Here is a 24,834-nt window from a genome sequence, read left to right as displayed (position 1 = left end):
TGACAACAAAAAGCGCCTTACGGCGCTTTTTTTCTGAGCGACAATCCGACATCCCCGCCGGGATGTACCGACAGTAACGTCTCTTTTGAATAACCACTTTCGCTCATCAGGCAGGCGCAGGCGGCATCGAAAATCGCCAGCGTCAGCACGATGGAAGTGGTCGCCAGCATATTAAGCGGATCAATTTCGCGCTGCACGCCGGTGGAAATTACCAGCCGCGCGGCCTGAGCGATGGCGGAATCCGGGTTTTCCGTTACGCTAATCAGCGGCACACCCTTTTGCGCAAGCCCCGGCAGCAGCCGCGTTAGCTCATCGGAGTTCCCGCCGCGCGACAGCATAATCACCAGATCATTGGTGTCGAGAAACCCCAAATCACCGTGCGCGGCATCCGTGGCATTCAGATAGATAGCCGGACGCTCGACACAGGCCAGCATATGGGCAATCTTGCGTGCCGCAATGCCGGATGTCCCCACGCCGGTGACCGCAATCTTGCCGCGACAGCCGCGCAGTTCCGCCATTAACCCATTCCACAACGCATCGTTAAGATGGTGGCTCAGCGCCGCCATCTCTTCGCTATAGATTTGCCAGGCGCCGCAGGCCTGGCGCCAGCTGTCGCTCATGCCTCCTCCTGCATCAGCTGACGGTATTTCATGTGATCCTGGTACATCTCATGGAAGACGGTGTATTTACGATCGTAATACTGCTTGATGCGGTTGGTTTGCGGCGTCACCGTCTTGCCAATGCGGCTCATCGCCGACATCGCTTCAGGGAAAGTGTCAAACACGCCCGCCGCCACGGTGCCCATCATTGCGCCGCCGAGCAGCATCGCTTCGCTCTCTTCCGGCAGTAACATCGCGCAGCCGGTGGCATTTGCATGTTCCTGAACAAAGATCGGGTTTTTGGTGCCCCCGCCGCTCGCCATTACCGTGTCGATGCTGTAGCCGCTCTGATTCATGGTTTCAATAATATGCCGCGTACCGAGGGCAATCGCCTGAATGGTTGCCAGATAATGCAACGCCATATCCTCCGGCGTACGTGACAATTTCAGCCCGCTGATCGCCCCGGTTAATGTCGGGTTCGCGCGCGGCGAACGGTTACCGTGGAAGTACGGCAGAATGTGAATATCACGCGTTAAAAACGCGATATTTTCCGGCTCGCCCGCCATCTTGCGCAGCAGCGCATTCAGCACTTCATAGATGGTTTGCCCCTGCGCTTTTGCCTGAGCCAGCAGCGTGTCGTAGCATGGGTGCGACTGAATCATATGGTCGATGAGCGCCCCGGTCGCCGACTGCCCGCCCTCGTTCAGCCAGTAGCCCGGCAGCACCGCCGAGAAGTAAGGCCCCCACACGCCACCGATAAAGCGCGCCTGCGGTGAAATCGCCATATGGCCAGTAGATGTACCACCAATCAGCGCGATGCGCCGATCGAAATCCGCCATTTCCCCCGAAGGCCCGCTGGCGCCGAGCGTTCCCAGCGTGCCTGCGTGGGCATCGATAATTGACACGCTGACCGCCGTGCCGGGCATCAAGCCCATTTCGGTTGCCGCACGCTGCGTCAGCCCGCGCCCCAGTGGCTCGCCCATGGTTTTCACGTAGCGGCCGATTTTCTCCGCGTCATGCTCCAGCAAATCTTCAAGACCGATCTGGCGGAAATAACTGGTGTCCCACTTATCCTCATGGCCCATATACGTCCACTTGCACACCGTGGAACAAAGAGAACGGGTGTCATCGCCAGTCGCCCGCCAGGTGAGAAAATCCGGCAGGTCGAAGTAATACCCGGCGTTGGCCCAGGTGTTTGGCATGTGCTGTTTTAGCCACAGCAGTTTCGGCGTTTGCATCTCCGGCGAGATGATCCCGCCCACGTAATCCAGCACCCGGTGGTGCGTGGCATTGATACGGTTCGCCTGCGAGATGGCGCGGTGATCCATCCACACGATAATGTTCTGCTCGCTGCGCCCGGAAGGGCTGATGGTCAGCGGGTTGCCCTCTTTGTCGAGCACCACCAGCGAACAGGTCGCGTCAAAACCGAGGCCTTTAACCTGAATCGGGTTAATGTCTGCCTGGTTGACCGCATCGCGTACCGCGTTGCACACCGCCTGCCAGATATTGTCGGAAGATTGCTCAACAAAGTCGGCCTGCGGCCGGTAAATCTCAATCGCCCTGCTCGCCTGGCTGACCATTCTGCCGGTCAGATCAAAGACGCCTGCACGTGCGCTGCCGGTGCCAACATCCACACCAATAAAGTAGCTCGCCATTCTTTTTCTCCCGCTCTCAGGCTTTTCGATTTTGTAATGCGATAAAGAGGATCAGCACCGCGCCCCAGAGCGCCATCGTCAGATAACTGCTGATACCCAATAAATTAAAGCCGCTCTCCAGCATCTGCAGCACCACCAGCGCCAGCACCAGCCCCAGCACGCGGCCAAAACCGCCGTCCGGGTTAATGCCGCCCAGCACCGACGCCAGAATGGTCACCAGAAGATAAGACTCACCGTAGCCCGCTTTCGCCGAATTGAACTTCGCCATCATCAAAATGGCGGCCGCCCAGCCCAACAGCGCGGAGATGATATAAACAGAAATCTGTACGCGAACAGTATTCACACCGCTGTAGCGCGTGGCCTGCTCGTTTGAGCCAACCAGATAGAGACTGCGCCCAAGCGTTGTGTGTTCGAGTAACACCCATAGCAACAGCGCAACGAGAATAAACAGCAACAGCGCGACCGGGATGCCAAGCAGTGTAGCGTTGCCAAGAAACTGAATAGCCGCCGGAAAACCGGAAATGACCGTGCCATTTGAGAACAGAATATTCAGCCCGGAGATCAGCGTCATGGTGCCAAGGGTTGCCAGAATCGGCGAAACACCAATCCACGCTACCAGCGCACCATTCAGCGCGCCAATCGCCACCGCCACCAGCAGCCCGGCGAGTAACGCCAGCGCCAGGAACAGCGGGTTATCCGGGTGGCTGACAATTACTGCCGCCATCACCAGCGAACAGGCGTTCGCACCGGCAATGATCGACAAATTAATGCCGCCAGTCAGCATGGTGATGCCCATTCCCAGCGCCAGCATGCCCAGAATCGGCAACTGCGAACCAATCGACTGGAAGTTAGCGACGCTGAAAAAACGGCTGCCGAGCAGCGCCGAGAAAACCAGCGCCACGACGATGATAATCACGCATTGCAAGCGGATGATGGCATCACCGGGCAGAATTCGGACGATGGATTTCATCTTATAACTCCCTCGCAAGTTTGCGTTTTTCGTTCCACGCGGTGGCGCTAATGCTCACCAGAATAATCGCGCCACTAAACACCGTGTGCCAGTAAGAAGAAACACTCAGCAGCGTTAAGCCGTTCTGCAGGAAAGCCAGCAACACAACGCCCAGTAGCGTGCCGGTCAGCGTTCCGCGACCGCCGGACATGCTGGTGCCGCCAAGTACCACCGCCGCCAGTACCGTCAGCTCAAACCCCAGCAGCGAGTTGGGCGCGACAGACTGAGTAATTTGCGCCTGTACCACCGCCGCAACACCGGCGAGGATGCCCATAAAACCGTAGACGTAGAAGTGCAGTTTCAGCAGGTTCAGCCCGAGGCGTGACGCGGCATCGCGGTTGCCGCCCATGGCATAAATCTGGCGGCCCAGCCGGGTGTAGTTCATTAACACGGCGGTCAGAATAATGGTCGCGCCCAGACACAGCAGCGGCAGCGTCAGTCCATAGTCATAACCATCAGCGGCGGTGAACGAGAACCAGTTGATGCCGTTCATAAACCAGTCCGGAAAACCGTACAGCCACGTCCCTTTGGTGGCATACACCAGCAGGCCGTAATAAACATTCAGCGTGGCGATGGTAATGATGATGGCAGGCACGCGCAGCCAGTAGACCAGGAAGCCATTGACCAGGCCAAGCAGCAGCCCGACCGCCATCGAAAGCCCCAACGCCAGCGCGAAATTACCGCCGTGAGCGATCACCCAACTGGCCATCGCGTATTGGGCAATGGCGGTCATCGCCGGAAACGAAATGTCGATGCCGCCGGAAATCAGCACCACAAACAGCCCGCAGGCCAGGATCCCGAGAATGGCGTAACTGGTGGCGACATCCGTCAGGTTGCCGAGGGAGAGAAACTCATCGGTACGTACGCTGAGAAAAATCGCCAGCGCGATAACCAACAACCCCAGCCAGAATTCATGTTGCCCGACAAGGCGGGAAAAGGACGCGTTACGCATTGACCACCTCGGCAATTTCCTGCTCTGTGCAACGGTGCGGATTAAACTCGGCCACCAGTTCTCCCTGACGCATCACCAGCACGCGATGGCTGTTGTAATAAGCCTCCGGGATTTCGTCACAAATCATCAGCACCGCCATCCCCTGCTCCGCCAGCTGGCGGGCAATCTGGTAGATCCCCTCTTTGTTGGCGATGTCCACGCCAACCGTGGGAGAATCCAGAATTAGAATACGCGGCTGTGTGGCCACCCATTTGGCGATGGCGATACGCTGCGCATTGCCGCCGGAGAGCGTTTTCACCGGCAACTGGGCATCAGAGACTTTGATATTCAGCTCGCGGATCAGATCGGCCACCAGTTGCCCGGCTTTAGCGTGATCAAGCAACCCGCTGCGCGTGTGCAGCTTGTCGAACACCGTGACGATAGTGTTGTCATAAATCGACTGTTCCATGATGAGCCCCTGCGTCAGCCGGTCTTCTGACACATAACCAATGCCGTGGCGAATCGCGTCATGGTTATTACGCAGTTTCACCGGCGTGCCATTGATGCGGATCTCGCCATCTTCCGGTTTGGTCATACCAAACAAGCTCATGCACAGTTCGGTACGCCCGGCGCCTAAAAGCCCGACAATCGACACGATTTCGCCGCTGCGCAGCGCCAGATTGATATCACGATATTTGCCTTTACGGCTAAGGTGGCGCAGCTCCAGCATGGGCAATTGATCCACCGGTGGTTTTTCCGGCAGCGGGCTGTAGTGAAAACGCTGGCCGGTCATCAGATACGCCAGCTCGTGGCTATCCAGTTCGCTTGCCGGCCAGGTACCAATCAATTTGCCGTCGCGCATCACGCTGATACGATCGGCCACTTCCATCACTTCATCCAGACGGTGGCTGACAAACACCACGCAAATGCCAGCGGCTTTCAGTTCATTGACCACGCGCAGCAAGCCATTCACTTCCTGGCGGGTGAGCGACGCGGTGGGTTCATCCATAATCACCAGCCGGGCATCGGCAGCAATTGCGCGGCAAATCGCCACCAACTGGCGGTCGGCAATAGAGAGTTTTTCTACTTTTTTATCCGGATCGAGGTGCACGCCAATGCGCGCCATCGCCGCCAGCGCTTGTGTTCGCATCGCGCTACGACGCACCCAGATATCGCCACCGGGAAGGTAGCGGTGAATGGCGATATTTTCCGCCACGCTAAAATTAGGAAACAGCGACAGATCCTGGTAGATAACCTGAATCCCGTAGTGCGCTGAAAGTTGCGGCGTGAGCTGGTGAAAAAGCTTGCCGTCGAGCGCGATGTTAGCGCCCTTTTCCGGGTGATAAACACCGGAGATAACTTTGATGATAGTGCTCTTTCCGCAGCCGTTTTGCCCCGCCAGACAGTGAACTTCGCCTTTCTTCAGCGTTAAATTCACATTATCCAGCGCCAGCACGCCCGGGAATCGCTTGCTGATATTCTCAAGAGTGATAAATGCGGTGGTGTCGGTCATCGACAATACCTCTGCCAGCGCCCGTGGCGGGCGCGAGGTTAAAATCTGCGGCGGAAGAGGCCGGCCTGACGGCCGGCATTCCGGTTCCCTGGTGTGGCCTGAAAGGCTCAGAAACCGAGTGATTGTGCGTTATCTTTGGTCACTTCGAGGATCTTATTAAAACGGATCACTTTCTTATTCATATCAACATCGGCTTTGCCCAACCCATCGATAGTCAGATCGGGCGTCACTTCTTTTCCTTGCAACAACTGATCGGCGACGGTCACCAGTGCGAAACCGGCGTCACGCGGATCCCACAGCAGTGCTTTTTTGATGTCACCACGCATCAGATACGGCGCGGCCTGGCCTGGCATCGCGATACCCACTACCGCCAGTTTGTCTTTTGCGCGTTTCTTCTGCACGGCTTGCCCGGCGCCAATCGGCCCCAGCGAACCAAAGCCAATCACCCCTTTCATTTGCGGGTAGGTTTTCATTAAATCGAGGGTGGTGGCGTAGGATTTGTCGATGCTCTCGGCGACCGGCAATCGCGAGGTAACTTCGAACATATCCGGGTATTTCTCTTTTTGATATTTGATGGCGTAGTCAGCCCAGGCGTTGTGCAGCGGCACCGTCAGAGAGCCGACATAAATGGCGTAACCGCCTTTACCGCCCATATCTTTTGCCAGTTCATCGACGTTGGCCTGCGCATATTTTTCGCTGTCGATGGTTTCAATGTCCCACTGACCAATTTGCTGGTCCGGCGATTCATGCGTCAGCACCACAATGCCTTTGTCACGGGCTTTTTTCAGCACCGGCTCCAGCACTTTCGCATCGTTCGGCACAACGATGATGGCGTTGACGTTTTTGGCGATCAGATCTTCAATCACTTTCACTTGCTGCGCCGGATCCGGCGTTGATGGCCCGGTCTGGTACGCATTAACGTCCAGTTTTTTCGCCGCTTCGTTGACCCCGGTTTCCATGCGGTTAAACCATGGAATACCGGTAACCTTGGCAACCACCGCGATCTCATATTTTTGTGCCGCAAACGCCTGGCCGGAAACCATGCTGGCAGAAATGAGGGCTGCGCTGAGTAATGCGAGTTTGAATTTCATAGTTGTACCTTTCTTGAGGACAGAGGAAAGTCGCGAAATGGAGGTTAGCAACGAAGGGAAGAGGCAAAACAATGCTAATTTTAAAAATGTGATATAAGCCCAAGTAAGTTAAATTAACGATCAATTATTGTTAATTTAACGTTAAATTTGGACAGGAACTCTCCAGTGTCAGCGTGAATATTGTTAAATAAAATGTATTTACAAACATTTTATTAACAATTTATTTTCATTTTCAGGGTTGTGGCAGCTGTTCTTACACAACAAAACCGCCTCTCAGCCGCCAGAAGTTTTTAAAAATGAGAACTGAAACGAGCAAGGCAACAACGCCAACTGCAATATTTTCAGCGTAAAACGATACTCGCCCGCCAGCAGTGGCGATAACCTTGTACTCCTTGCGGCTTAACGAATAACGGAGTGTAACAATGCGCTATGCGGCTGAACTGGAAGCACTGCTTCGCGCCGATTCACAGCGAATGGCGGCCCTGGCAATGGTGCAGTCAACCCATGAAGGGTGCTGGATTGGCGCCGGGTTTATACGCGATGCCGTTTGGGATCAATTGCACGGCTTTACGCCGCGCCAGCATACCGGGGATGTGGATGTTATCTGGCATGAGACTGCGGACACGCGCGCTGAACGCGATGCAGAGCTGGAAGCACAGTTGCGCCAGCGCTCGGGCGACATTGCCTGGTCGGTTAAAAATCAGGCGCGTATGCACACGCGTAATGGCGATGCACCGTACGCCTCGCTTGACGAAGCTCTCTGGCACTGGCCGGAAACGGCGACAGCCGTAGCGGTACGTTTAGCTAAAGATGATTGCCTCGCGATTATCGCCCCTTTTGGGCTGGCGGATTTATTCAGCTTGCGTCTGCAACCGACACCCTGTTTTCAGCATGAGAAGCGCCACCTTTTCGACCAGCGGGTTGATGAAAAAAGCTGGCTGACACGCTACCCAAAACTCCAGCTGTGCGGGTGACTTTCGCGAAGGGCTATGTTAATAAAAGCGCTGGTTCAACGCCTTGCGAAATAAGGGGAAGTGATGAAAACGCGTATGCTGGCGCTGGCGGCGCTGTTACTCAGCGGCCCGGTACTGGCCGATGAGTGCGATAACGCCTCCACACAATCTCAGCTCAACAGCTGCACTGCCGGTCAATACCAGGCCGCGGATAAGAAACTTAATCAAACCTTCCAGGCCGCACTTAAACGCTCGACGCCGCCGCAAGCGGCGATGCTGAAAAAAGCGCAGCAGAGCTGGATTACCCTGCGCGACAGCGACTGCGCGTTTGTCAGTTCTGGCGTGGAGGGCGGCAGCGCCCAGCCGATGGTGCAAAACCAGTGCCTGACAGATAAAACCAATGAGCGTGAAGCCTGGCTGGCATCGCTGCTACAATGCGGCGAAGGTGATCTGAGCTGCCCATTACCGCCAGGCCATTAACGCACGCGGATGCCTTCGATGATCATGTGCTGAACGTTTTCCACCGCGCGCTGAAAGAAAGCCTCATCCTGCAGGGTCGAGCCGGTGACCGCTTCCACCTGGGTGGCGAAATCGGCGTAATGCTGCGTTGAGGCCCAAATCATAAAGATAAGATGATGCGGGTCGACAGCGGCGAGTTTGCCGCTGGCTACCCAGCCCGCAATAATCGCCGATTTATCGTCAATTAAGGTTTTCAAACTGCCGGTCAGTTCCGCTTTCAGCAGCGGCGCGCCCTGGAGCATCTCCTGGCAAAACAGTTTTGATGCCTGGGGATGATCGCGCGAAACTTCCATCTTTAAACGGATGTACTCGCGAATGGCCGCCAGCGGTGCGAAATCCTCGCGAAACGCTTTCAGTGGCGCTAACCAGATATCAAGGATCTGGCGCAACACGGCGATATAAAGCGCCTCTTTCGACGGGTAGTAATAGAGCAAATTGGTCTTCGATACCCCCGCCAGCTCCGCTACCTGTTCGAGGCGCGCGCCATGAAAACCAAGCCGGGAAAAGAGATCCAGTGCTGCCGTTAAAATCGCCTGCCGTTTCTCGCTCACCGCGCGCTTGCGTTTGCCCGCGCCGCTCGCTGCATCCTGTGCCATCATCCACTCCTTATCCTTCACCATCACGACTCCTGCTCAGCCTCAGTTGCTGTAGCGGCAGAAGATGTTTTTCTCTTTTTCAGCTTCAGTTCGCTCACCAGCACACCAAGCACAATCAACGCGCCGCCCAAAAGTGCTAACAGCGGTAACCGCTCACCGGCAATGCGGCCAAAAATCCCGGCCCATACTGGCTCGCCAGTATAAATAACCGTGGCGCGGGTTGGCGACACGCTGCGCTGCGCCCAGTTCATTACCACCTGGATAATGGCGCTAAAAATACCCAATCCCAGCGCAACCAGTAACAAACCTGTCGTCAGTGACGGTATGGCTTCTCCGGCGGGCACCATGGCGGCAAAAGACACCAGCGATGCGGTGAGCAACTGCACTACCGTCACCCGGCGAACATTGACTTTTCCGGCCCAGGCGCTGATCAGAATAATTTCGGCGGCAATCGCCAGCGCGCTGGCAAGCGTGATGATTTCCCCCTCCCCCAGCGCCAGCAGGTTCCCCTCCGGCCCGGCGAGAAACAACAAACCGGTAAACGCCAGCGCAATGCCGACACAGGACATTAACCCCGGCAATCGTCCCAGACACAGCCACTGTAATAACGGCACCAGGGGCACATACATGGCAGTAATAAAGGCGGATTTGCTGCTGGAAATAGACTGAAGCCCCCAGGTTTGCAAACTGTAACCCAGTGCGATGGCAACGCCGATGACGACTCCCGCCTTCACTTCAAGCCAGGTTAAGCCACGCAGAATATTCACACAGAGCATACCCACCGCCAGCGCGGCAGTGGCAAAGCGCAGACCAACGAAGAAAAACGGACCGCTCATCGTTACGGCGTATTGCACGGCAAGAAACGTGCCGCCCCAGAACATGGTGATAAGGATCAGCAGCGCTTCCTGAGGTTTTACGGAGAAGGCGTAACGGGAGAGAGACATATCACAACCGGCAACAGAGAAAAACGCTAGTGTGCGTTGGCATCGCAGACGGTGCAAGAATAAAAAAACCGCCGGGTCTCCCCGGCGGCGGGCGTGGTTGACAACCGGTCAGGGCTGTCAGCCGCCATTGCTAGCTGCTACTACGGCTACCATGGCTATTTTTGCCCCCTTTTTTACCGGCTTCTGAGGCACGCTGGGGATCGTTTTTGAAATTCCCCCCGCTCTGCTGGCCACCTTTACGGCCTGCTGCTGATGCTCTTTCACGGTCTTCAGCAAAGTTACCTGATCCACCACGATGGTTTGCCATGCTTACCTCCAGATGAGTGAAATATCAGACATCATACTGCGTTCAGTAAAAGAGGATTCTTTCACCGCACGGTGCAAAGGCAGTGCCTTTATCTGCGCCGTGTGGAACTAAGCTTAGTGGAAGGAAAACATTCAGCCAGTGAATGGTAATATTCTGCAACAGCTTGTGCTGCCAACGGCCATCCTTCCCTAAGCGAAACCGATAACTTCCTCTTAACTCGCAAAAAATCCGCCGCGTTTATCTGTGACAAATTGTAAGCGCCAGGATTTTGTTTTTTAAATTGTTATTTATCAAAGAAATGGCGCTCAAATTTGCACTCTGGCCATCACGTCATACGCTTAAAAAGAACGCAGCGATCTGCTGCCGGAAATCATCAAATCAGGAGTGATGCAAATGGCCAAAGTATTGGTGCTTTATTATTCAATGTATGGACATATTGAAACGATGGCGCATGCCGTTGCCGAAGGTGCGCAAAAAGTGAATGGCGCGGATGTTGTCATCAAGCGCGTACCGGAAACCATGCCGGCAGAATTATTTTTGAAATCAGGTGGTAAGACGCAAAACGCGCCGGTCGCCACACCGCAAGAGTTGGCTGAGTACGACGCCATCATTTTTGGTACACCAACGCGCTTCGGCAACATGTCCGGACAGATGCGAACCTTCCTTGATCAGACCGGTGGTTTATGGGCATCGGGCGCCTTGTACGGCAAGCTGGCGAGCGTCTTCAGCTCCACCGGCACCGGCGGCGGCCAGGAACATACAATCTCGTCAACCTGGACTACGCTTGCACATCATGGGATGGTGATTGTGCCTATTGGCTACGCTGCCCAGGAGTTATTCGATATTTCGCAGGTTCGCGGAGGCACACCTTATGGTGCAACAACCATTGCCGGTGCCGACGGTTCGCGCCAGCCCAGTAATGAAGAGCTGGCAATTGCCCGTTATCAGGGCGAATACGTTGCGGGCCTGGCAGTAAAACTCAACGGTTAACCTTCTACAGGAGGAGACAGATGCCAACTCAAGAAGCAAAAGCCCATCGCGTGGGTGAATGGGCCAGTTTACGGAATACGTCGCCGGAAATTGCCGAGGCGATCTTCGAACTCGCCGATTATGACGAAAAGCTGGCAGAAAAAATCTGGGAGGAAGGCAGCGATGAGGTATTGCTGCGCGCCTTTGAAAAAACCGATAAAGATTCGCTTTTCTGGGGCGAACAAACCATAGAGCGGCAGAACGTGTAGCATCCTGCTCCCTCGCTGTCGCGGGGGAGCTTTTCGTTTCGCTTATTTCGCCGCGTCACGCATCACCGCGTTGAACTTATCAATCGGGCAGAACCCTTCTCCATTTACCGGGCAATCTTTTAAGGCCAGCGTGACTCGCTGTGCCGGAGATTTCAGAGTTAATGCTTCGGCATTACGCAACTGGTCGCGGCTCTGATAAACATATTCAATCTTCATCAGATCGCGGTTACCCGCCGTGTCATGCCAGCGCTGGAAAACGATCTTTCCGCCAATCGGCGTGCGTTCATTCTGGTCATGCAACTGATAAGGTTTGAAATCGAGCGCCGTGAGCAATGAAGCGATGTTGGAGTCATGCCCGACCAGCAGGGTGAGTTTCGGCGCGCGACCAGCCTCTTCCACCAGCGTTTTGTCGATGTATTTCACCAGCGGTTTGGCCACGTTACGCGCCACTTCCGGCGAGGTGAACAACGTATCCTGGTAGCTATTTTTCAGCTTCGACAAAATGTTCCATTGCTGATCAGTTTTGATTTCGCCCCACGCAACCTGATCCATCGGGAACCCTTCGTAGTACTGCAAGGTGAACGCATCCACCAGCGAGTTCCCCACTTTCAGTGGCCCGGAAACACCCGGCTCCTGCTGATATTTCGCGCTGAAGGTATCGGTGCTATCTGCCAGCGAACATTGCTGTTTCTCTTTACAGGCCGGCGACTGCTGATAGCGGGTGATTTTTTCCAGCAGTTTATAGCTCTCTGCCAGCGCATAGTGCTGGCGTTGAGTTTCCATGGCTTTCACCGCCTGCTGGCCGAAAGCGGCGGAGTCATCCGTGATCACCGGATTAAAGGTCGGATCCATCGTGCCCATCTTTTCCTGATGATGTACCGGGACATCACAACCAGGAAACGCGCCATTGATAAAGAACTGCGCCGTCGCGACAGTACGTTGCAAGCTGTTAGCCCAGGCATAAACGCTTTCTGGCGCCGGGCACTCTCCCGTCGCAATGAGTTTCTGCTCCGCAAGCCATTCGCGCATATAGTGCCCCATATACACTTCCAGCACGCCGCCTTTGGTGGTCAGCTCTCCGCCGGGTACATCCCACTGCGCCCATTTGTTGGGCGTGGATTGTTCCAGCACGCTGCCATTATTCGCCAGCGGTGCGCGTAAGTTATGACGGCTCATGATCAACACTTGTTGTAACTGATAACCCTGTGGTGCCGTTTGCGCCATCGCGGCGGGGAGTGCCATGGTGGCGGCAATCGCGCTAAGCAAAAAAACCGTTTTCATTGTGTTTTCCTTATTTTTCAACCCGAAATTAGATTGTGACACATTCATGACAACTCACTCGCACAAGATCCCCGGAGTGTGCACTGGCGCAAAAAGCAGTGTGAAGCCGCGCGGCGTGGTTTTATAATTAAACTATTAACCGGAGAATCGTAATGAAACGTACCCGCTTTGAAGAGACTTTCTGCCCTGTTGCTCGCTCACTAAATATTATTGGTGACTGGTGGTCCTTGCTGATTGTGCGTGATGCATTAGCAGGCGTTACGCGGTTTGGTGAATTTCAGAAAAACCTGGGTATTGCCAAAAACATGCTGACGGCGCGTCTTAAGCTGCTGGTGGATGAAGGTATTTTGCGCACGCAACCCGCCTCTGATGGCAGCGCCTGGCAGGAATATGTGTTGACAGAAAAAGGCCGCTCTCTGCAAACGGTGCTGGTCGCGCTCTCGCAATGGGGGCAAGAATGGTTGTTTGACCAGGGGGAATCCGCCAGCGTACTGGTCGATAGCCATACACATCGCCCATTACAAAAACTGGCTTTGCGCGCCGAGGATGGCCGTGAGTTGCAGCCAGAGGACGTGCAACTGCGTACTGCCAAAATCTGACAATTCAGCCAGTTACCTCTAATGATTATAAAACCGCACTTTTTGTCGTCTCACTTGGTTGCATTATAAAACCAAATGTCAGAAGCTAGATTTAGTTTTATGATAAAACCACTTCACACCGAGGTAAGAAAAAATGACAACTGCACTGATTACCGGCGCCTCTTCAGGGATTGGCGCCATCTATGCCGACCGTCTTGCAGCCCGCGGTTACGACTTGCTGCTGGTTGCGCGTCGCGGCGATCGTTTACACGCACTTGCCAACGATTTGCAGCATCGCCATGGCGTAAAAATTAGCACGCTGGTTGCCGATCTCAGCGCGGTTGAGGGCATCCAGCAGGTTGAAACGGTCTTGCGTGACGATACGACGATAAGTCTGCTGGTGAATAATGCCGGTGCAGCAAATCTTGCTCCTATCCTCAGCAGCAGTGCCGATCAACATGAAGCCATCAATACGCTGAATACGACGGCGCTGATGCGTCTGACGCTGGCGGTATTGCCTCGTTTTGTGGAAAACGATCAGGGAACCATCATTAATATTGCGTCAGTCGTTGCTTTCCATGCTCGTGCGGGCAGCGCGGTTTACAGCGCGACAAAAGCGTGGGTGCTTAATTTCACCCGTGGTTTGCAGGAAGAATTCGCCGGGAGCAATGTTCGCATTCAGGCCGTGCTGCCAGCCGCTACCGCGACTGAAATTTGGGGACATTCCGGCATTACACTTGATGCGCTACCGGAAGGCTCGGTAATGACCAGCGAAGATTTGGTCGATGCGGCGCTGGCAGGGCTCGACCAGGGAGAGCTGGTCACGGTTCCGCCAGTCGAAGATTTACAGCTGTGGGATAACTGGGAAGCGGCACGGCTGGCGCTGTTTAGCGCTTCGCGCAACGGCAAACCTGCGTCACGTTACTCCCGCGATTAACGTTTTAGCTTATCACCGCGGTTACGCATCCACTCGGCCAGCGGATCCAACGCACCACGCAAGGTTAACCCCAACGGTTGTGATGCAATATTCGACGCGCGGCGGAACTTCCGGATAACCCTGCCGGGAGACCCGCCCGCGTTGCTCAAATAACCGCAACTCGCGGATCAGCGCCTTTTGCGCCATCGGTAAAACGGCGCTGCAACCCACTAAAGCGCACCGCCGTATTCAACACAATCAACCGGAACAAAACAGGGATTTGGGCGGCACAGCACAGGAGGCGCTGCAAAGTAAAATCAAAGGGCTGGCGCAGTCAGGAAGAATAGCAACACCGACGGCGCTGGCAAATGCCGCGCTGATTCTTGCGTCGGATGGATTCGCTTATGTGGTCGGCACGGAATTACTGGTCGACGGCAGTACTGGCAGTTTGTAAGTAAAGCAGAGCCAATCCGCGGCTCCATTTTATTACTCAGTAAAAACTCGCGCGGGTGGCGACCGTCATATGCGGCAACGCATTCCCGGAGTTTGCCGGGGTGACTTTTACGTGGCAAAGGACAGGAACTTGCCTTTCGTCGTACTGGCATTCACTCACCGCCGTGAAATTAAAACGGGCATCAAGAGCAGATTCATTGACCATCGTATAATCGAGCGGTTTATTGACGCTTTCAGGGTAGCGAATGCTGGTTGAGGAGGCGACGAGATCACCTGAGTAATATTGCACTTTTTTGATATTGCCATCAGTGTCGTAGAAGTGATCGGTAATTTTTAGTGTCCGCAGCATCGTCTCGCCCAGCAAGCCTTGCGCATTGGTTTTGTAATCAAGATGCCCGTCACTGTCATCGCGGCTCGTTAAATTGCATTTGTCATCCAGCCCATAAGCAACAGGCTGACCATTAAATGTCCCTTTTAACGCCTTTCCTTCTTTCACCAAATTCATATGGCTGTTATTAGACTTATCATCACGGCGTAACGTCTGTACGCAGCCCTCGGCGGATAACGCCACGTGCAGCGTATAAACCTCGATGCCTTCATCATCGGTACCCACGGAATCGATAGTTTTGACAGGGCCTTTGACGGGGTTGAAATCGAGCAGTGTCGACAGATTTAACAGTACCGGAATATAGGTTTGCTGCGCGCAGGCAGCCCAGGTGGTGAACCCAAGCGTCAGAGCCAGCAAATAAGAGCAAATTTTCACTTCTGCCATCCTTTGACATAAAGTGAAAAGGGTAACAAATGCGGATAATTCAGCAAGACCAGACAGAGGAAAATCTGAGGACGAACAAAGTCAGTTTGGCTAAAAAGCGGTTAATTCGGCCATGCCTGCTAATGACCGCCAAAATCATAGCTGCTTCAGTCCCACTAATCACGACCAATTATGACCTCTCCCTTTCAAAAAATACGAAAAGAAGATCTATACCGTTCAAGCTAATATAGCGCTAATTTTATCCAGACAGTTCAATCTGGTGCCTTCCATAATTCAACGCGATTGCGCCCCTTATTTTTTGCAATATAGAGCGCCTCATCAGCGGCCTGTATTAAACGTTCGTAATCAGGGTGGCCACTAAACATTGCCGCGCCGATAGAAAGGGACAAGGCAATATTTTCACCTGACGGGGAAATAACATTGCTTTTCTCAACACGCCCGCGGATGCGCTCAGCAATACGCAAAGTATCAAACTCCGTCGCCTCGGTTAAAATAATGACAAACTCATCACCGCCGTAACGGAAAACATAATCACTGCTGCGAACATTGTCATAAAAAGCGCTTGAGACTTTGCGTAAAATCTCATCGCCAGTATGATGCCCCCATGTATCGTTAATTTGTTTAAATTTATCAACATCAATAATTAATACCGACAGAGGTGTGTTCATACGCTTGGCATGGGCAATTTCGCGTTTAAATATGGTGGGCAAAAAGCGTCGATTAAGGAGTTTTGTCAGCACATCCATTCCCACTTCATGGCGGGAAACCTCCTCGAAAAGCTCACGCAACATCGTAATAATCTGCGAAACGGTGTTTCTGATCTGAATAAGAAATTTAACACGAAGCGTTCTGTTACTTAAGGCTCTTGGCGTATTGCGCGTATTACGAAAAACTTCATCGAGATCCTGGATGAGGCGAGAGATATGCCCAACTTCGGCGATACCACTAAAGTAATGACGGCCTTTATGGTTGAACCACAGGCCAAAGTCAGACTGGCTTAGGGACAGACTGTTACCGAGATCTGCGTCCATAATGATTTTGTAGATAAGATCAATTTCCCAGCTTAACAACGCAGCACTCTGGCGCTCTTTTTCTTCCTCCGCATTCTCCAGCAGGGAGAAAATGCGATAGTTTTCATCTTCCTTCGCTGAATTATGCTCCGTAAACGTAAAAGCCCGCGACATCACTTCCATGGCCAGATCAATACTGTTGATGGCGTAATGGTAAACTTCAAGCTTGTCTGCTGCGTCCTGAGCTGAGGAATTGATAACAGGGAAAAGTATTTTTTTAAGAACCCGAAAACCCATTTCAACGATTTCAACCGAAATACCAATGCGCGCATGGATTGAAGCAACGTGTTGCTGAGTTGCAATAATTTTATCTATATCAGCGACATGGCAAGTCAATACATCGACAATCCACGTTTCCAAAGCGCTTTTAAGATGTCTTTCAACCTGTTCATTGGAAAGGAACTCCTCAGCGTGAGGATCCGTAAGCACAATGCGGTAGAATTCCTGACTCAGAATATGTGCATGAGTTTTGCCGACTTCTGCAGCTAAAAGGCGAACACGATCATCTGTTTTTTCAATGAGATGAGTCCACTCACTTTTAATCAATTTAAGATAATTTTCCATTACTTAAACCCTTACGATAGTTAACGCGCTCTCTGCTTGCCCTCATCAGTATGCTGAATATCGCAAGCCGGAACTCACAACAAATGTTGAATGTTCTCCAGTCTACTTAAAAAAGCAAAATAATATGCCAAAGAAAAAACGATATGCAAAATAAAAAAATAAAATTCATTTAAAATACATCAGTTAATATTTTTATTCATTGATGCAAAAAATATGTAAAACATCTAAGAAGTATAGACTGCAAATGCTCAATTACAATCGACTCCTTCCTGACCTTATCTAATTACAAGGTCTTATTTAAGGTTATTTAATTACAGGTTCCGCTCCTGCCTACTTATAATCCAGGAATTATCTTTCGAATTATTCAACATGATATCGAGTAAACACATGAAGATTTATACAATCAGTGACGATGTTTATTTCCAAAATGGAATTATTTCATTAGCAAAATCGAAGGGATGGGACATAGTTGCACATGAATTAGATTCTTCACTTACTAACCAACTTACACCAGATGATGTCGTAATCCTTCATCTGGATGCAAAAAACAGCTCCTATTATGCCAAGGCGATATCACCACTTAATAAAGTCTGTAAATTACTGGTTATTTTAGGTGCCGCGAGAGATATTGTGATTAATGATGCTGACCTGGTCATCAAATCCAGAGACTCGCTTCACGACATAAGCCGAGCGATTAGAGCTGTGGCAAAAAAGAAAAAAGAGGTTTCGATCAGAGATAGTGAACTCAGTGATATCGAGAATACTATTCTCAAAGAATCACTAAAAGGCAAAAACATTCATCTGATAGCTAAAACACTTAATATACCGCCCAAAAGAGTTTACGCTTATCGCAACAAGGCGTGCAAAAAATTAGGGGGGAAAAAAATAAGTGACCTGCTTTTGATAAAAGATAAACTACTTGAAGAATCATCAACGTTTTTCACCTCACCTGCCAGTATAAGAGAACTGGACTACAGCTTTTAAAACATGCATACACAAGATCGTCACCGCCTGTAGAAATATAAATGCTACAGGCGGTTTACTTCTATCACCAAAGATGTGTCTGTTTTTCGATCGTCCCCCACCGGAAGTACATGTCACAAGCCATCAGAAAATCCCGATGCCAAAGCGCGTAAATATGCAAATAATTAAAGCCGATGCAGGGTAAAAAGCAGACCAGGAAATAGATCTCAAACCAGAGCTGCCATCCGGACCATGCCAGCAGCATGGTAACGAGAATGATCCATACAAACTCTATGATCAGTAGCAGGATTATTCTCAACCAAAAAGGTTTGTCATAGAATGCAGGCCATGGCAATGAAACTGAAAAGTAAAAATCAATTTCTTTTAAAAATAACCTTCCGAGAAAGATATAACGTTTTGATAAACGAGTAAAAAGCAGATTCATCATCAGAACAATGCAACACAAAATAAACATTGCAACCACTACTCTGGCAGAGAAAATGCCTGCCTGCAGCGAAAAATCTGACTCACGCTTCAAAGGCGAAATAGTCAGTATATTCAAAATAATACTAAGAAAAAGGTAGTAAAAAATATAGAAATAAAGATACTTATATTTCACCCTTTCAACCGCTGCTGTTGCAACCTGCTTAATATAACTGGTTCTTAAGATCCGAAACACGATGTACATAAAGATCGGTGAAATCGCCAGCAAAGTAACAAGTATATACATCGGTGAGTGAAGAAAATAAAATCCTTGTATAATTACCACAACGACGACAGTAAATAAAATACTGGCAACGAAAGGTTGAGAACACCATGTTTCCATTCTTCCGAGTTTCTTTCCAGAAAAAAAACTGAAGTCGATTGCTTTAGTAACGCATTTATATGCCCAAAAGGCTTTAAGTTCGTAAATTGAGCTAAAGAGTAAAATGCCTACAATACCACTGAGATAATAAATATCACTTTGATTAAACTCATATCCATTATTCTTCCAATAAAAAGCAATCACAATAAAAACAACAAGGAAGAAAAAGGGTAGTATTTTTTTGTCCTGAATACGGATAAATTTGAGATAGTCTGGAATCACAATAGCACCATTAAATTGAAAATAATCCCCTGCAATGTAATATCATCTCAGGGTTAAAGTTTACGAAATCCTTTAATACTTTCCCAAGGTAAGCTTTATTGCTAATTTCGACGAATAAGACTGGCCTGTTATTGGTTAAAAAAAACGACATTGAATCCGCCCATTTAACTGTATGTGTTAAATGCAAGGAGAGGTTTTCTTTGATCTGTGCCGGTTCATTTTCTGCCTTGCCTGTCACATTCATGACGACATCATGTTTGGGGGGACAAAGCTCAGCATCAGACAGATATTTGCGCATGAAGGGTACGCCTTCGTCCATCAAACGCGTATGCCAGGCACCGCTTACACCAAGCTTCACTGCCTCATGACCGGCAGCACGGAGCTGGCGAGAGAACTCATTAAGTGCCACTATCGTTCCACCAACCACTTGTTGTCGGATGCTATTATCACAACTGATATCGATTGGCAGATCAGATTCAATAATCATTTCACTGAGAGCGGTATGATCGATGTCTTTTACCGCCAACATATAACCTTTGAACTTTTTACTAACCTCATCCATCACGTGCGAGCGAAGGTGAATCAGGCGAAACAAATTTTCCAGTGTTACTGCTCCGGCAGCATAAAGAGCACTATATTCTCCGACGCTATGCCCGCATGAACCTATAACGTTTGTGTCATCAAATTTGTCTTTACAAAGGGTATAGAGCGTTACATTTATCGCGGTTACAGCAATTTGTTGCACCGTTGTCTGTATTAAGCGACTCATTGGCCCCTTTAAACATAATCGCCTTATATCCATACCCGAAATATCACTGGCACAATCCCAAATGGCACGTGTTGTTTGATTTATATTCCATAAATCAGCCCCCATTCCGATAACAGGATTCCCCTGGCCAGCGAAAAGAAAAACAACAGGGTGTGATGTACTATTTATATCCATAAATAATATCCTTATAAATGATATTCAACTCCCAGATAAAAACCGACAGTCCTACCAAAGAGGGAAAATTCAGCATCCCGCGAGCCAAATGCTGAAAACATACCAGCATATCCTTCAACTTTCCCATCGAAATAATCAAATGGCGTCGAGTAGTGCATCCCGATTAGCGAACTGTAATCCATCATATTCGTAATAATATAGGGTTGTAAGCTAGAACCACCTTTGAAAGCCAAACTTGCATAAGCATTAATATAGTGTTTGCCTTGTAAATTACCTTTATTTGCAACATTACTTATTTCTGCACCCATAAGATATTTATACGCATCAAACACCTGGTCTAATACAGCATACTGATTTTTGGTATTGAGATAATCGACAAAATTAGTTTGTTGCCGCCACTCGCGTGCAGAATATCCCTCACTTTGGAAATAGTATTCCATGCCAAACAAACTGAAGTTATCTGTTGTGTACTGCCCCCCTATAGCCAATTCAACGCCCTGTTTACCCTCGGTGGTATAGAGCGAAGAAGGGAAAGAATAACTCTGCACCGCAGCGGCACTTTGCGGTGAAAAATGCCGCCATTGCTGGGTTGAATGCAAGGCAATCTCAGCATTGATAATCCATTGTGGCGTGTAATTAAAACTGTCAGCTAAAGCAATAGAGCGAGATTCGCCCAACATCACATTAACTGACGGCGTATGCTTTTTAAGCCTATATTCCGTATAACTTAACAAATAACGTTCGCTGGAATTAGATCGTTGATCAGCAGACCAGTTACCTGAAGTCTCATAGCGCTTTTTTATTCGTGTTAGCCGAGGTGCGACAGTGAAAGCCAGCCCGTAATCCCTTGTATCATGAACGATGCTTGCCCCCCAGAATGATTCGGTATAAACCGGCTTCATTGCCGGAGTATAAAGGCGGTCATTTTTAAATCCCGCATAGTAATTGGTTAGCAGAGCCGATGGCGATTTAAGAAAGAAAATACCCGGTTTATCTCTGAGCTTACCGGCTTCCAGACGAATGCTGTCAGAGGCTATAAACGTAAGTTTTACCTGATTCAGTAGCATTCGCGAACGATGGTTATCCTTCTCAAACTTCCCCAGCGTTCGCCATGGGTAATAAGTCAATCCATAAAGTGATAAATCTAAATTCAGCCGCTCCTCAATAAGCGAGCAACCACTACTGAATTTTACGCCCGCGCTATTATTAATATTATTTTTTACATAGGCATTCTTCCCTTCAACATTCCATATCGATGGTTTCTTTTTTGTATAAGAGCCCTGCAACGACAGCGTAACATCAGCGTTTTTTTGAATATCTGAACCAGAAAGACAACTTGCAAAAAGACTAACAGGTAACAGTATAAATGATAAAGTCACCAGATTTATGCGGCAACTCACTTAACACCTCGCTGAATATATTCCCGGGTAAAATTTGATTCAGGTAAAGACTCGAACCTGGCATCACTGTACACCATAACAGAATAACCTTTACTATGTTTTGCATCGCGCACAACAATTTTCATTGGTCGCATTTCCCCTAGCACCATTTGAAAATTTTCATACTTGACTGTTTTAAGCAATTTATCGTCCATCGAATAATAGGATGCCTGATATGGATGATAATTATCTCTTTCAACTAAATAGATAATCTTTGGGTATGTTACTGCATCCGATTTGCGTAGCAAAACGAGTTCGTAGCAGATCGATTCCCCGCAGGGCTTATCTCCAGCCAGCGTTGCGCTATAAGAATATTCAAAGTTGGTAACGATAACATCACCATTAGAAATCTGCCCAACCAACCTTTGCTCTCGCGATACTGGTATAGGTCGTCGAAGCGTTGGCGTATAAAACCATAAATCATACCAATCAGATAGCATGATATTACCTTTATCTCTGGGGGGGTAAATAAAACGAGCCAGAGAACGAGCATCAGCCGGCATTCCTTTTTCAGGCTTCATAAAACGCATTGATATATCAAGAATCTGTTTATTTTCTTCTTTTTCAACACCATCTTTGTACTCAAGCACAGTAACAGTATAGCGAAAAGGTTTATTGGGTGAGCGAATTTCGTCAGCGCGCCGAATAATATCTAGCGCTCCGACTGAAGCCGTCGCACTGAAATTTATTATGATAAAAAAAACAGACACTATAACGATTCGAAAACTAGCGAAGCCCGGCATATTTACCCTTAAGAAAATTTAAATGCATCTGATATATTTAATCTGGATGCTCGCAAAGCCGGTAGTATTGATGCTAACGAGGAGGTTAGCACAGGCAATACAAACGTTAACCATATCAACTCGACGTTGTTAGTTTTAATGAATGCAGTATAGCCTTGCGTTTGCCCGGGAGACGGAGGCATGGCAATACCGTGTAGATTAATGATACCTGCCAGAATAAAGCCGATGAGGAGACTTCCTATCGCGCCGAGGGTACCAATAAATATACCTTCAAGCAGAAACAACCGCGAAACATGTAATGGCTGTAAACCAATAGCCCGCAGCGTGGTGATTTCTCTCGTACGTTCTATAATATTCATTGTCATCGCATTACTGATCATAAAGATGACGATGAGGGCCACAATGAGCTTGATAAAGAAATAAATACCTGAAAGTAAACTCTCTACCTGCTGATAAAAAATCGAAGCATCTTTCCAGCTTTTAACTATCAATGGTAAATGATGTTCATCAATAAAATGCCGTAACCTGTCGATGAACATATCGGTGTTGTCATTTTTAAGCAAGATTAATACTTTGCTTACGCCATCTGTACCCATTAATTTTTGTGCTGTTGCTAAGGGCATTTTCATCGCAACATCATCATAATCTTTAATCCCTGAGGAAAAGATGCCGCGTAATTTCAATGAAAGGGCACCCTGACCACCATGAGTATTGACAGTCATTATATCAAGCCAGTCACCATAATTAGCATTTAGCGTTCCGGCAAGCCCTTCTCCGAGGGTAACTTCATTGGTTTTCACTCGAGATAAGTCACTGCCAGAAATAACCTTATCGAAAGAACCGAGCTTTAACGATGGCAACGGTTCTACACCTAACCCTGAAAAGAAACTGGAGGTTAAATTTTCGTATTGTGATACGACGCCACTAAACTCAAGTTGTCCTGAAATAGTTGAAATATCATCAGACAATGCATGGTCATTGAGGATTTCTTTTTTCAGGTTTGCATAATCCGCGATCAGGCTGCGGCTTTTATTTGATGTCTCAAAATATTTTGGATTATAGATCTGTACGTGTCCGATATTTGTTCTAATCGTCTGCTCCTTCAAAATCCAAAAAGAGTAATCAATGAATCCACCATAAAGAAAAATAGACACACCACCTAGCATAATGGCAATCGTGGTTGAAACTGTTCTTTTTTTATGCCTGAATAAGTTTAAAAATGAAAACTTTGCATCCCTGAACTTAAAAAACAGACAATATAAGACAAAACATATTATCACAAGAACAGCTAAATTCATTAAAAGCATGTGCATGGAGAACTACTCGCCTTTAAGTAATGGAATAACAACCTGGGAAACTTCATTCATATCCCACTCCGGTTCAGTATGAAAGTTTGGATTCAGGTATTTCGCGGCCACGGAAGTTTGCGTTTTTATTTTCTCCATTAGTAATTCAGCCTGCTGAGGATGATTACAGTTTACCAGGGCTCTATAACGCATATGCTCAATATGCTCTACAATAGCTTTCTCAAATACATTTTTTTCTTTTAATAACCGTTCGGTATCATCGAGTGTTACCACACAACGCCCTATTACAGCAGGTAAATAAGCGTCGATGCGTACGCGTAGATATCTAATACGTGGATTTTCTTCATGTGAATCTACCGCTTCATCAAGATAAAAAAAGCCCGTTTTCGCATATTCCGAAGCATGGATAAAATCATTAATAGCCGAAAAGTGATTTGCCTGCCGTAACATTCCATATGAATAAAAGATCAGCGACGTAACGTTCTTCGTTTTTACAAATTCCTGAAAAAGCGCCTGCGTCGTTTTCGCTAACGCTTCGGATTGTTCAGGGAGACCGTGCTGTATCACTTTATCGGCCTCCGGGGCAGTCATTGCATAAGCACTATTCGCTACCACAGCACAGACCAACCCCACCCAGAGTGGCCAATAACACTTACTCATCTGAGCCATGTACTAACACTCCATCTTTAATTTCAATTACCCGCCCGGCGCTATCTCTAAGCTGGGTTGAATGCGTGGAAATAACAAATGTGGTGCTGGTCTGCTGATTTATTTTCATTAACAACTCTAAAATGGCCTCGCCCGTTGTTAAGTCCAGGTTCCCGGTCGGTTCATCGGCGACGACAACTCTGGGTTCATGCGCAAGCGCGCGGGCAATCGCTACGCGTTGCTGTTGCCCCCCCGATAACTGACCGGGTTTGCGATCAACTAAATGGGCAAGCCCCACGCTGTCCAGGAAATGTAAAGCGCGCTCTTTCGCTTCTTTCTTATTGAAATGTGCATTCAGAACAAGGGGGTAAAAAACATTATCAAAAATGCTGAGTACTGGAATAAGGTTAAAAAACTGGAAAATAAACCCTACATATTTGCTTCGCATATACGCTAACCGTTTTTCAGGCATTTCATTAAGAACATTATTAAGAAACATGACAGTTCCGGCGGAAGGCGTATCGATACCCGAAAGAATATTTAGCAACGTACTTTTTCCACTACCGGAAGGCCCACACAGCGCCACAAACTCACCTTTCATAATTTCCAGGTTAATGTTTTTTAGCGCATCGACCTTGTTTTCGTTTATACCAAAACTCTTACATATATCCTGCATAAAGATTGCGGGAAGTTCTTTTATTGTATTGTTCATCTA

General features: G+C 49.2%; 27 protein-coding genes and 1 pseudogene. 8 read left to right on the top strand and 20 right to left on the bottom strand.

Annotation, left to right across the window (positions count from 1 at the left end; genetic code table 11):
* Positions 1-17 precede the first annotated feature (17 nt).
* The 6 genes from ACFX4U_RS07130 to ACFX4U_RS07105 form a co-directional block, all read right to left on the bottom strand.
* Positions 18-620 carry an SIS domain-containing protein gene (locus ACFX4U_RS07130; RefSeq protein WP_313507251.1) on the bottom strand — a complete coding sequence of 201 codons (603 nt, stop codon included), beginning with the start codon at positions 618-620 and terminating at the stop codon, positions 18-20.
* A complete protein-coding gene (locus tag ACFX4U_RS07125; protein ID WP_313507252.1) occupies positions 617-2,254 on the bottom strand; it encodes an FGGY-family carbohydrate kinase in 1,638 nt (545 codons plus the stop codon). Before ACFX4U_RS07125 ends, ACFX4U_RS07130 begins: the two co-directional genes overlap by 4 nt.
* A 16-nt stretch (positions 2,255-2,270) precedes the next feature.
* The gene (locus ACFX4U_RS07120) at positions 2,271-3,224 is read right to left on the bottom strand and encodes an ABC transporter permease (protein WP_200552748.1); all 954 of its coding nucleotides are present in this window, start codon (positions 3,222-3,224) and stop codon (positions 2,271-2,273) included.
* A gap of 1 nt (position 3,225) precedes the next feature.
* Positions 3,226-4,215: an ABC transporter permease gene (locus tag ACFX4U_RS07115; protein ID WP_131413260.1), complete on the bottom strand. Its 990-nt coding sequence runs from the start codon at positions 4,213-4,215 to the stop codon at positions 3,226-3,228.
* Entirely contained in the window at positions 4,208-5,707 is a 1,500-nt protein-coding gene (locus ACFX4U_RS07110) for a sugar ABC transporter ATP-binding protein (RefSeq protein WP_313507254.1), read from the bottom strand. The genes ACFX4U_RS07115 and ACFX4U_RS07110 overlap by 8 nt, the downstream gene beginning before the upstream one ends.
* A gap of 107 nt (positions 5,708-5,814) precedes the next feature.
* Entirely contained in the window at positions 5,815-6,798 is a 984-nt protein-coding gene (locus ACFX4U_RS07105; protein ID WP_017456273.1) for an autoinducer 2 ABC transporter substrate-binding protein, read from the bottom strand.
* 422 nt (positions 6,799-7,220) lie between these two features.
* On the opposite strand from ACFX4U_RS07105, the gene ACFX4U_RS07100 reads away from it, so the two are divergent.
* Together ACFX4U_RS07100 and ACFX4U_RS07095 are read left to right on the top strand one after the other, a co-directional pair.
* Positions 7,221-7,772 carry a nucleotidyltransferase family protein gene (locus tag ACFX4U_RS07100; protein WP_313507255.1) on the top strand — a complete coding sequence of 184 codons (552 nt, stop codon included), beginning with the start codon at positions 7,221-7,223 and terminating at the stop codon, positions 7,770-7,772.
* A 63-nt stretch (positions 7,773-7,835) separates the two neighbouring features.
* Positions 7,836-8,231, top strand: a complete 396-nt coding sequence (locus ACFX4U_RS07095; protein ID WP_313507256.1) for a lysozyme inhibitor LprI family protein — start codon at positions 7,836-7,838, stop codon at positions 8,229-8,231.
* On the opposite strand, the gene rutR is transcribed toward ACFX4U_RS07095, so the two are convergent.
* The 3 genes from rutR to ACFX4U_RS07080 form a co-directional block, all read right to left on the bottom strand.
* Positions 8,228-8,866: an HTH-type transcriptional regulator RutR gene (gene rutR, locus ACFX4U_RS07090; RefSeq protein ID WP_025263664.1), complete on the bottom strand. Its 639-nt coding sequence runs from the start codon at positions 8,864-8,866 to the stop codon at positions 8,228-8,230. The genes ACFX4U_RS07095 and rutR overlap by 4 nt on opposite strands.
* Positions 8,867-8,889: 23 nt before the next feature.
* Entirely contained in the window at positions 8,890-9,810 is a 921-nt protein-coding gene (locus ACFX4U_RS07085; RefSeq protein WP_313507257.1) for a DMT family transporter, read from the bottom strand.
* Between the two features lie 130 nt (positions 9,811-9,940).
* On the bottom strand, positions 9,941-10,117 hold the full coding sequence (locus ACFX4U_RS07080) for a general stress protein (RefSeq protein WP_071889987.1): 177 nt from the start codon (positions 10,115-10,117) through the stop codon (positions 9,941-9,943).
* Positions 10,118-10,510: 393 nt separating this feature from the next.
* Here ACFX4U_RS07080 and wrbA point away from each other — a divergent pair, with 393 nt between their 5' ends.
* Complete coding sequence (gene wrbA, locus ACFX4U_RS07075; protein ID WP_249882294.1) at positions 10,511-11,107, top strand: NAD(P)H:quinone oxidoreductase; 597 nt, start codon at positions 10,511-10,513, stop codon at positions 11,105-11,107.
* Positions 11,108-11,127: 20 nt separating this feature from the next.
* Complete coding sequence (locus ACFX4U_RS07070) at positions 11,128-11,355, top strand: YccJ family protein (RefSeq protein ID WP_017456265.1); 228 nt, start codon at positions 11,128-11,130, stop codon at positions 11,353-11,355.
* A 42-nt stretch (positions 11,356-11,397) separates the two neighbouring features.
* Here ACFX4U_RS07070 and agp read toward each other — a convergent pair whose 3' ends face one another.
* Positions 11,398-12,636: a bifunctional glucose-1-phosphatase/inositol phosphatase gene (gene agp / locus ACFX4U_RS07065; RefSeq protein ID WP_313507259.1), complete on the bottom strand. Its 1,239-nt coding sequence runs from the start codon at positions 12,634-12,636 to the stop codon at positions 11,398-11,400.
* Positions 12,637-12,788: 152 nt separating this feature from the next.
* Here agp and ACFX4U_RS07060 point away from each other — a divergent pair, with 152 nt between their 5' ends.
* Both ACFX4U_RS07060 and ACFX4U_RS07055 read left to right on the top strand, forming a co-directional pair.
* Positions 12,789-13,235, top strand: coding sequence for a helix-turn-helix domain-containing protein (locus ACFX4U_RS07060; protein WP_313507260.1), 447 nt, complete (start codon positions 12,789-12,791; stop codon positions 13,233-13,235).
* Between the two features lie 133 nt (positions 13,236-13,368).
* Positions 13,369-14,151 carry an SDR family oxidoreductase gene (locus ACFX4U_RS07055; RefSeq protein ID WP_313507261.1) on the top strand — a complete coding sequence of 261 codons (783 nt, stop codon included), beginning with the start codon at positions 13,369-13,371 and terminating at the stop codon, positions 14,149-14,151.
* On the opposite strand, the pseudogene ACFX4U_RS07050 reads toward ACFX4U_RS07055, so the two are convergent.
* A pseudogene (locus tag ACFX4U_RS07050) lies at positions 14,148-14,464 on the bottom strand (winged helix-turn-helix transcriptional regulator). The gene ACFX4U_RS07055 and the pseudogene ACFX4U_RS07050 overlap by 4 nt on opposite strands.
* On the opposite strand from ACFX4U_RS07050, the gene ACFX4U_RS07045 reads away from it, so the two are divergent.
* Entirely contained in the window at positions 14,411-14,584 is a 174-nt protein-coding gene (locus ACFX4U_RS07045; RefSeq protein WP_313507263.1) for an SDR family oxidoreductase, read from the top strand. The pseudogene ACFX4U_RS07050 and the gene ACFX4U_RS07045 overlap by 54 nt on opposite strands.
* Before the next feature lie 36 nt (positions 14,585-14,620).
* On the opposite strand, the gene ACFX4U_RS07040 is transcribed toward ACFX4U_RS07045, so the two are convergent.
* Complete coding sequence (locus ACFX4U_RS07040) at positions 14,621-15,355, bottom strand: YnfC family lipoprotein (RefSeq protein ID WP_380218981.1); 735 nt, start codon at positions 15,353-15,355, stop codon at positions 14,621-14,623.
* A 251-nt stretch (positions 15,356-15,606) separates the two neighbouring features.
* Positions 15,607-16,989 (bottom strand): diguanylate cyclase, encoded by a 1,383-nt coding sequence (locus ACFX4U_RS07035; RefSeq protein WP_313507265.1) that lies wholly within the window; start codon positions 16,987-16,989, stop codon positions 15,607-15,609.
* A gap of 387 nt (positions 16,990-17,376) precedes the next feature.
* Between ACFX4U_RS07035 and ACFX4U_RS07030 the strand changes: the two genes are divergently transcribed.
* Complete coding sequence (locus ACFX4U_RS07030; RefSeq protein ID WP_313507266.1) at positions 17,377-17,973, top strand: LuxR C-terminal-related transcriptional regulator; 597 nt, start codon at positions 17,377-17,379, stop codon at positions 17,971-17,973.
* Positions 17,974-18,037: 64 nt separating this feature from the next.
* On the opposite strand, the gene ACFX4U_RS07025 is transcribed toward ACFX4U_RS07030, so the two are convergent.
* The 7 genes from ACFX4U_RS07025 to ACFX4U_RS06995 are packed head-to-tail and all read right to left on the bottom strand — an operon-like array spanning position 18,038 to position 24,831.
* Entirely contained in the window at positions 18,038-19,039 is a 1,002-nt protein-coding gene (locus ACFX4U_RS07025; protein WP_313507267.1) for a hypothetical protein, read from the bottom strand.
* A 10-nt stretch (positions 19,040-19,049) separates the two neighbouring features.
* Complete coding sequence (locus tag ACFX4U_RS07020) at positions 19,050-19,982, bottom strand: ACP S-malonyltransferase (RefSeq protein ID WP_313507268.1); 933 nt, start codon at positions 19,980-19,982, stop codon at positions 19,050-19,052.
* A gap of 11 nt (positions 19,983-19,993) precedes the next feature.
* Positions 19,994-21,361: a hypothetical protein gene (locus ACFX4U_RS07015; RefSeq protein ID WP_313507269.1), complete on the bottom strand. Its 1,368-nt coding sequence runs from the start codon at positions 21,359-21,361 to the stop codon at positions 19,994-19,996.
* Between the two features lie 17 nt (positions 21,362-21,378).
* Positions 21,379-22,164, bottom strand: a complete 786-nt coding sequence (locus tag ACFX4U_RS07010; protein ID WP_305736505.1) for an outer membrane lipoprotein-sorting protein — start codon at positions 22,162-22,164, stop codon at positions 21,379-21,381.
* Positions 22,165-22,172: 8 nt separating this feature from the next.
* Positions 22,173-23,477: an ABC transporter permease gene (locus ACFX4U_RS07005; RefSeq protein WP_313507270.1), complete on the bottom strand. Its 1,305-nt coding sequence runs from the start codon at positions 23,475-23,477 to the stop codon at positions 22,173-22,175.
* Positions 23,478-23,483: 6 nt separating this feature from the next.
* Complete coding sequence (locus ACFX4U_RS07000; RefSeq protein WP_313507271.1) at positions 23,484-24,140, bottom strand: hypothetical protein; 657 nt, start codon at positions 24,138-24,140, stop codon at positions 23,484-23,486.
* Positions 24,124-24,831, bottom strand: a complete 708-nt coding sequence (locus ACFX4U_RS06995) for an ABC transporter ATP-binding protein (RefSeq protein ID WP_313507272.1) — start codon at positions 24,829-24,831, stop codon at positions 24,124-24,126. The genes ACFX4U_RS07000 and ACFX4U_RS06995 overlap by 17 nt, the downstream gene beginning before the upstream one ends.
* Positions 24,832-24,834: the final 3 nt, after the last annotated feature.

The organism is Kosakonia sp. YIM B13588, assembly GCF_042788165.1.
GTDB classification, from domain to species: domain Bacteria; phylum Pseudomonadota; class Gammaproteobacteria; order Enterobacterales; family Enterobacteriaceae; genus Kosakonia; species Kosakonia sacchari.
This window is presented reverse-complemented; position numbering and strand designations above follow the sequence as displayed.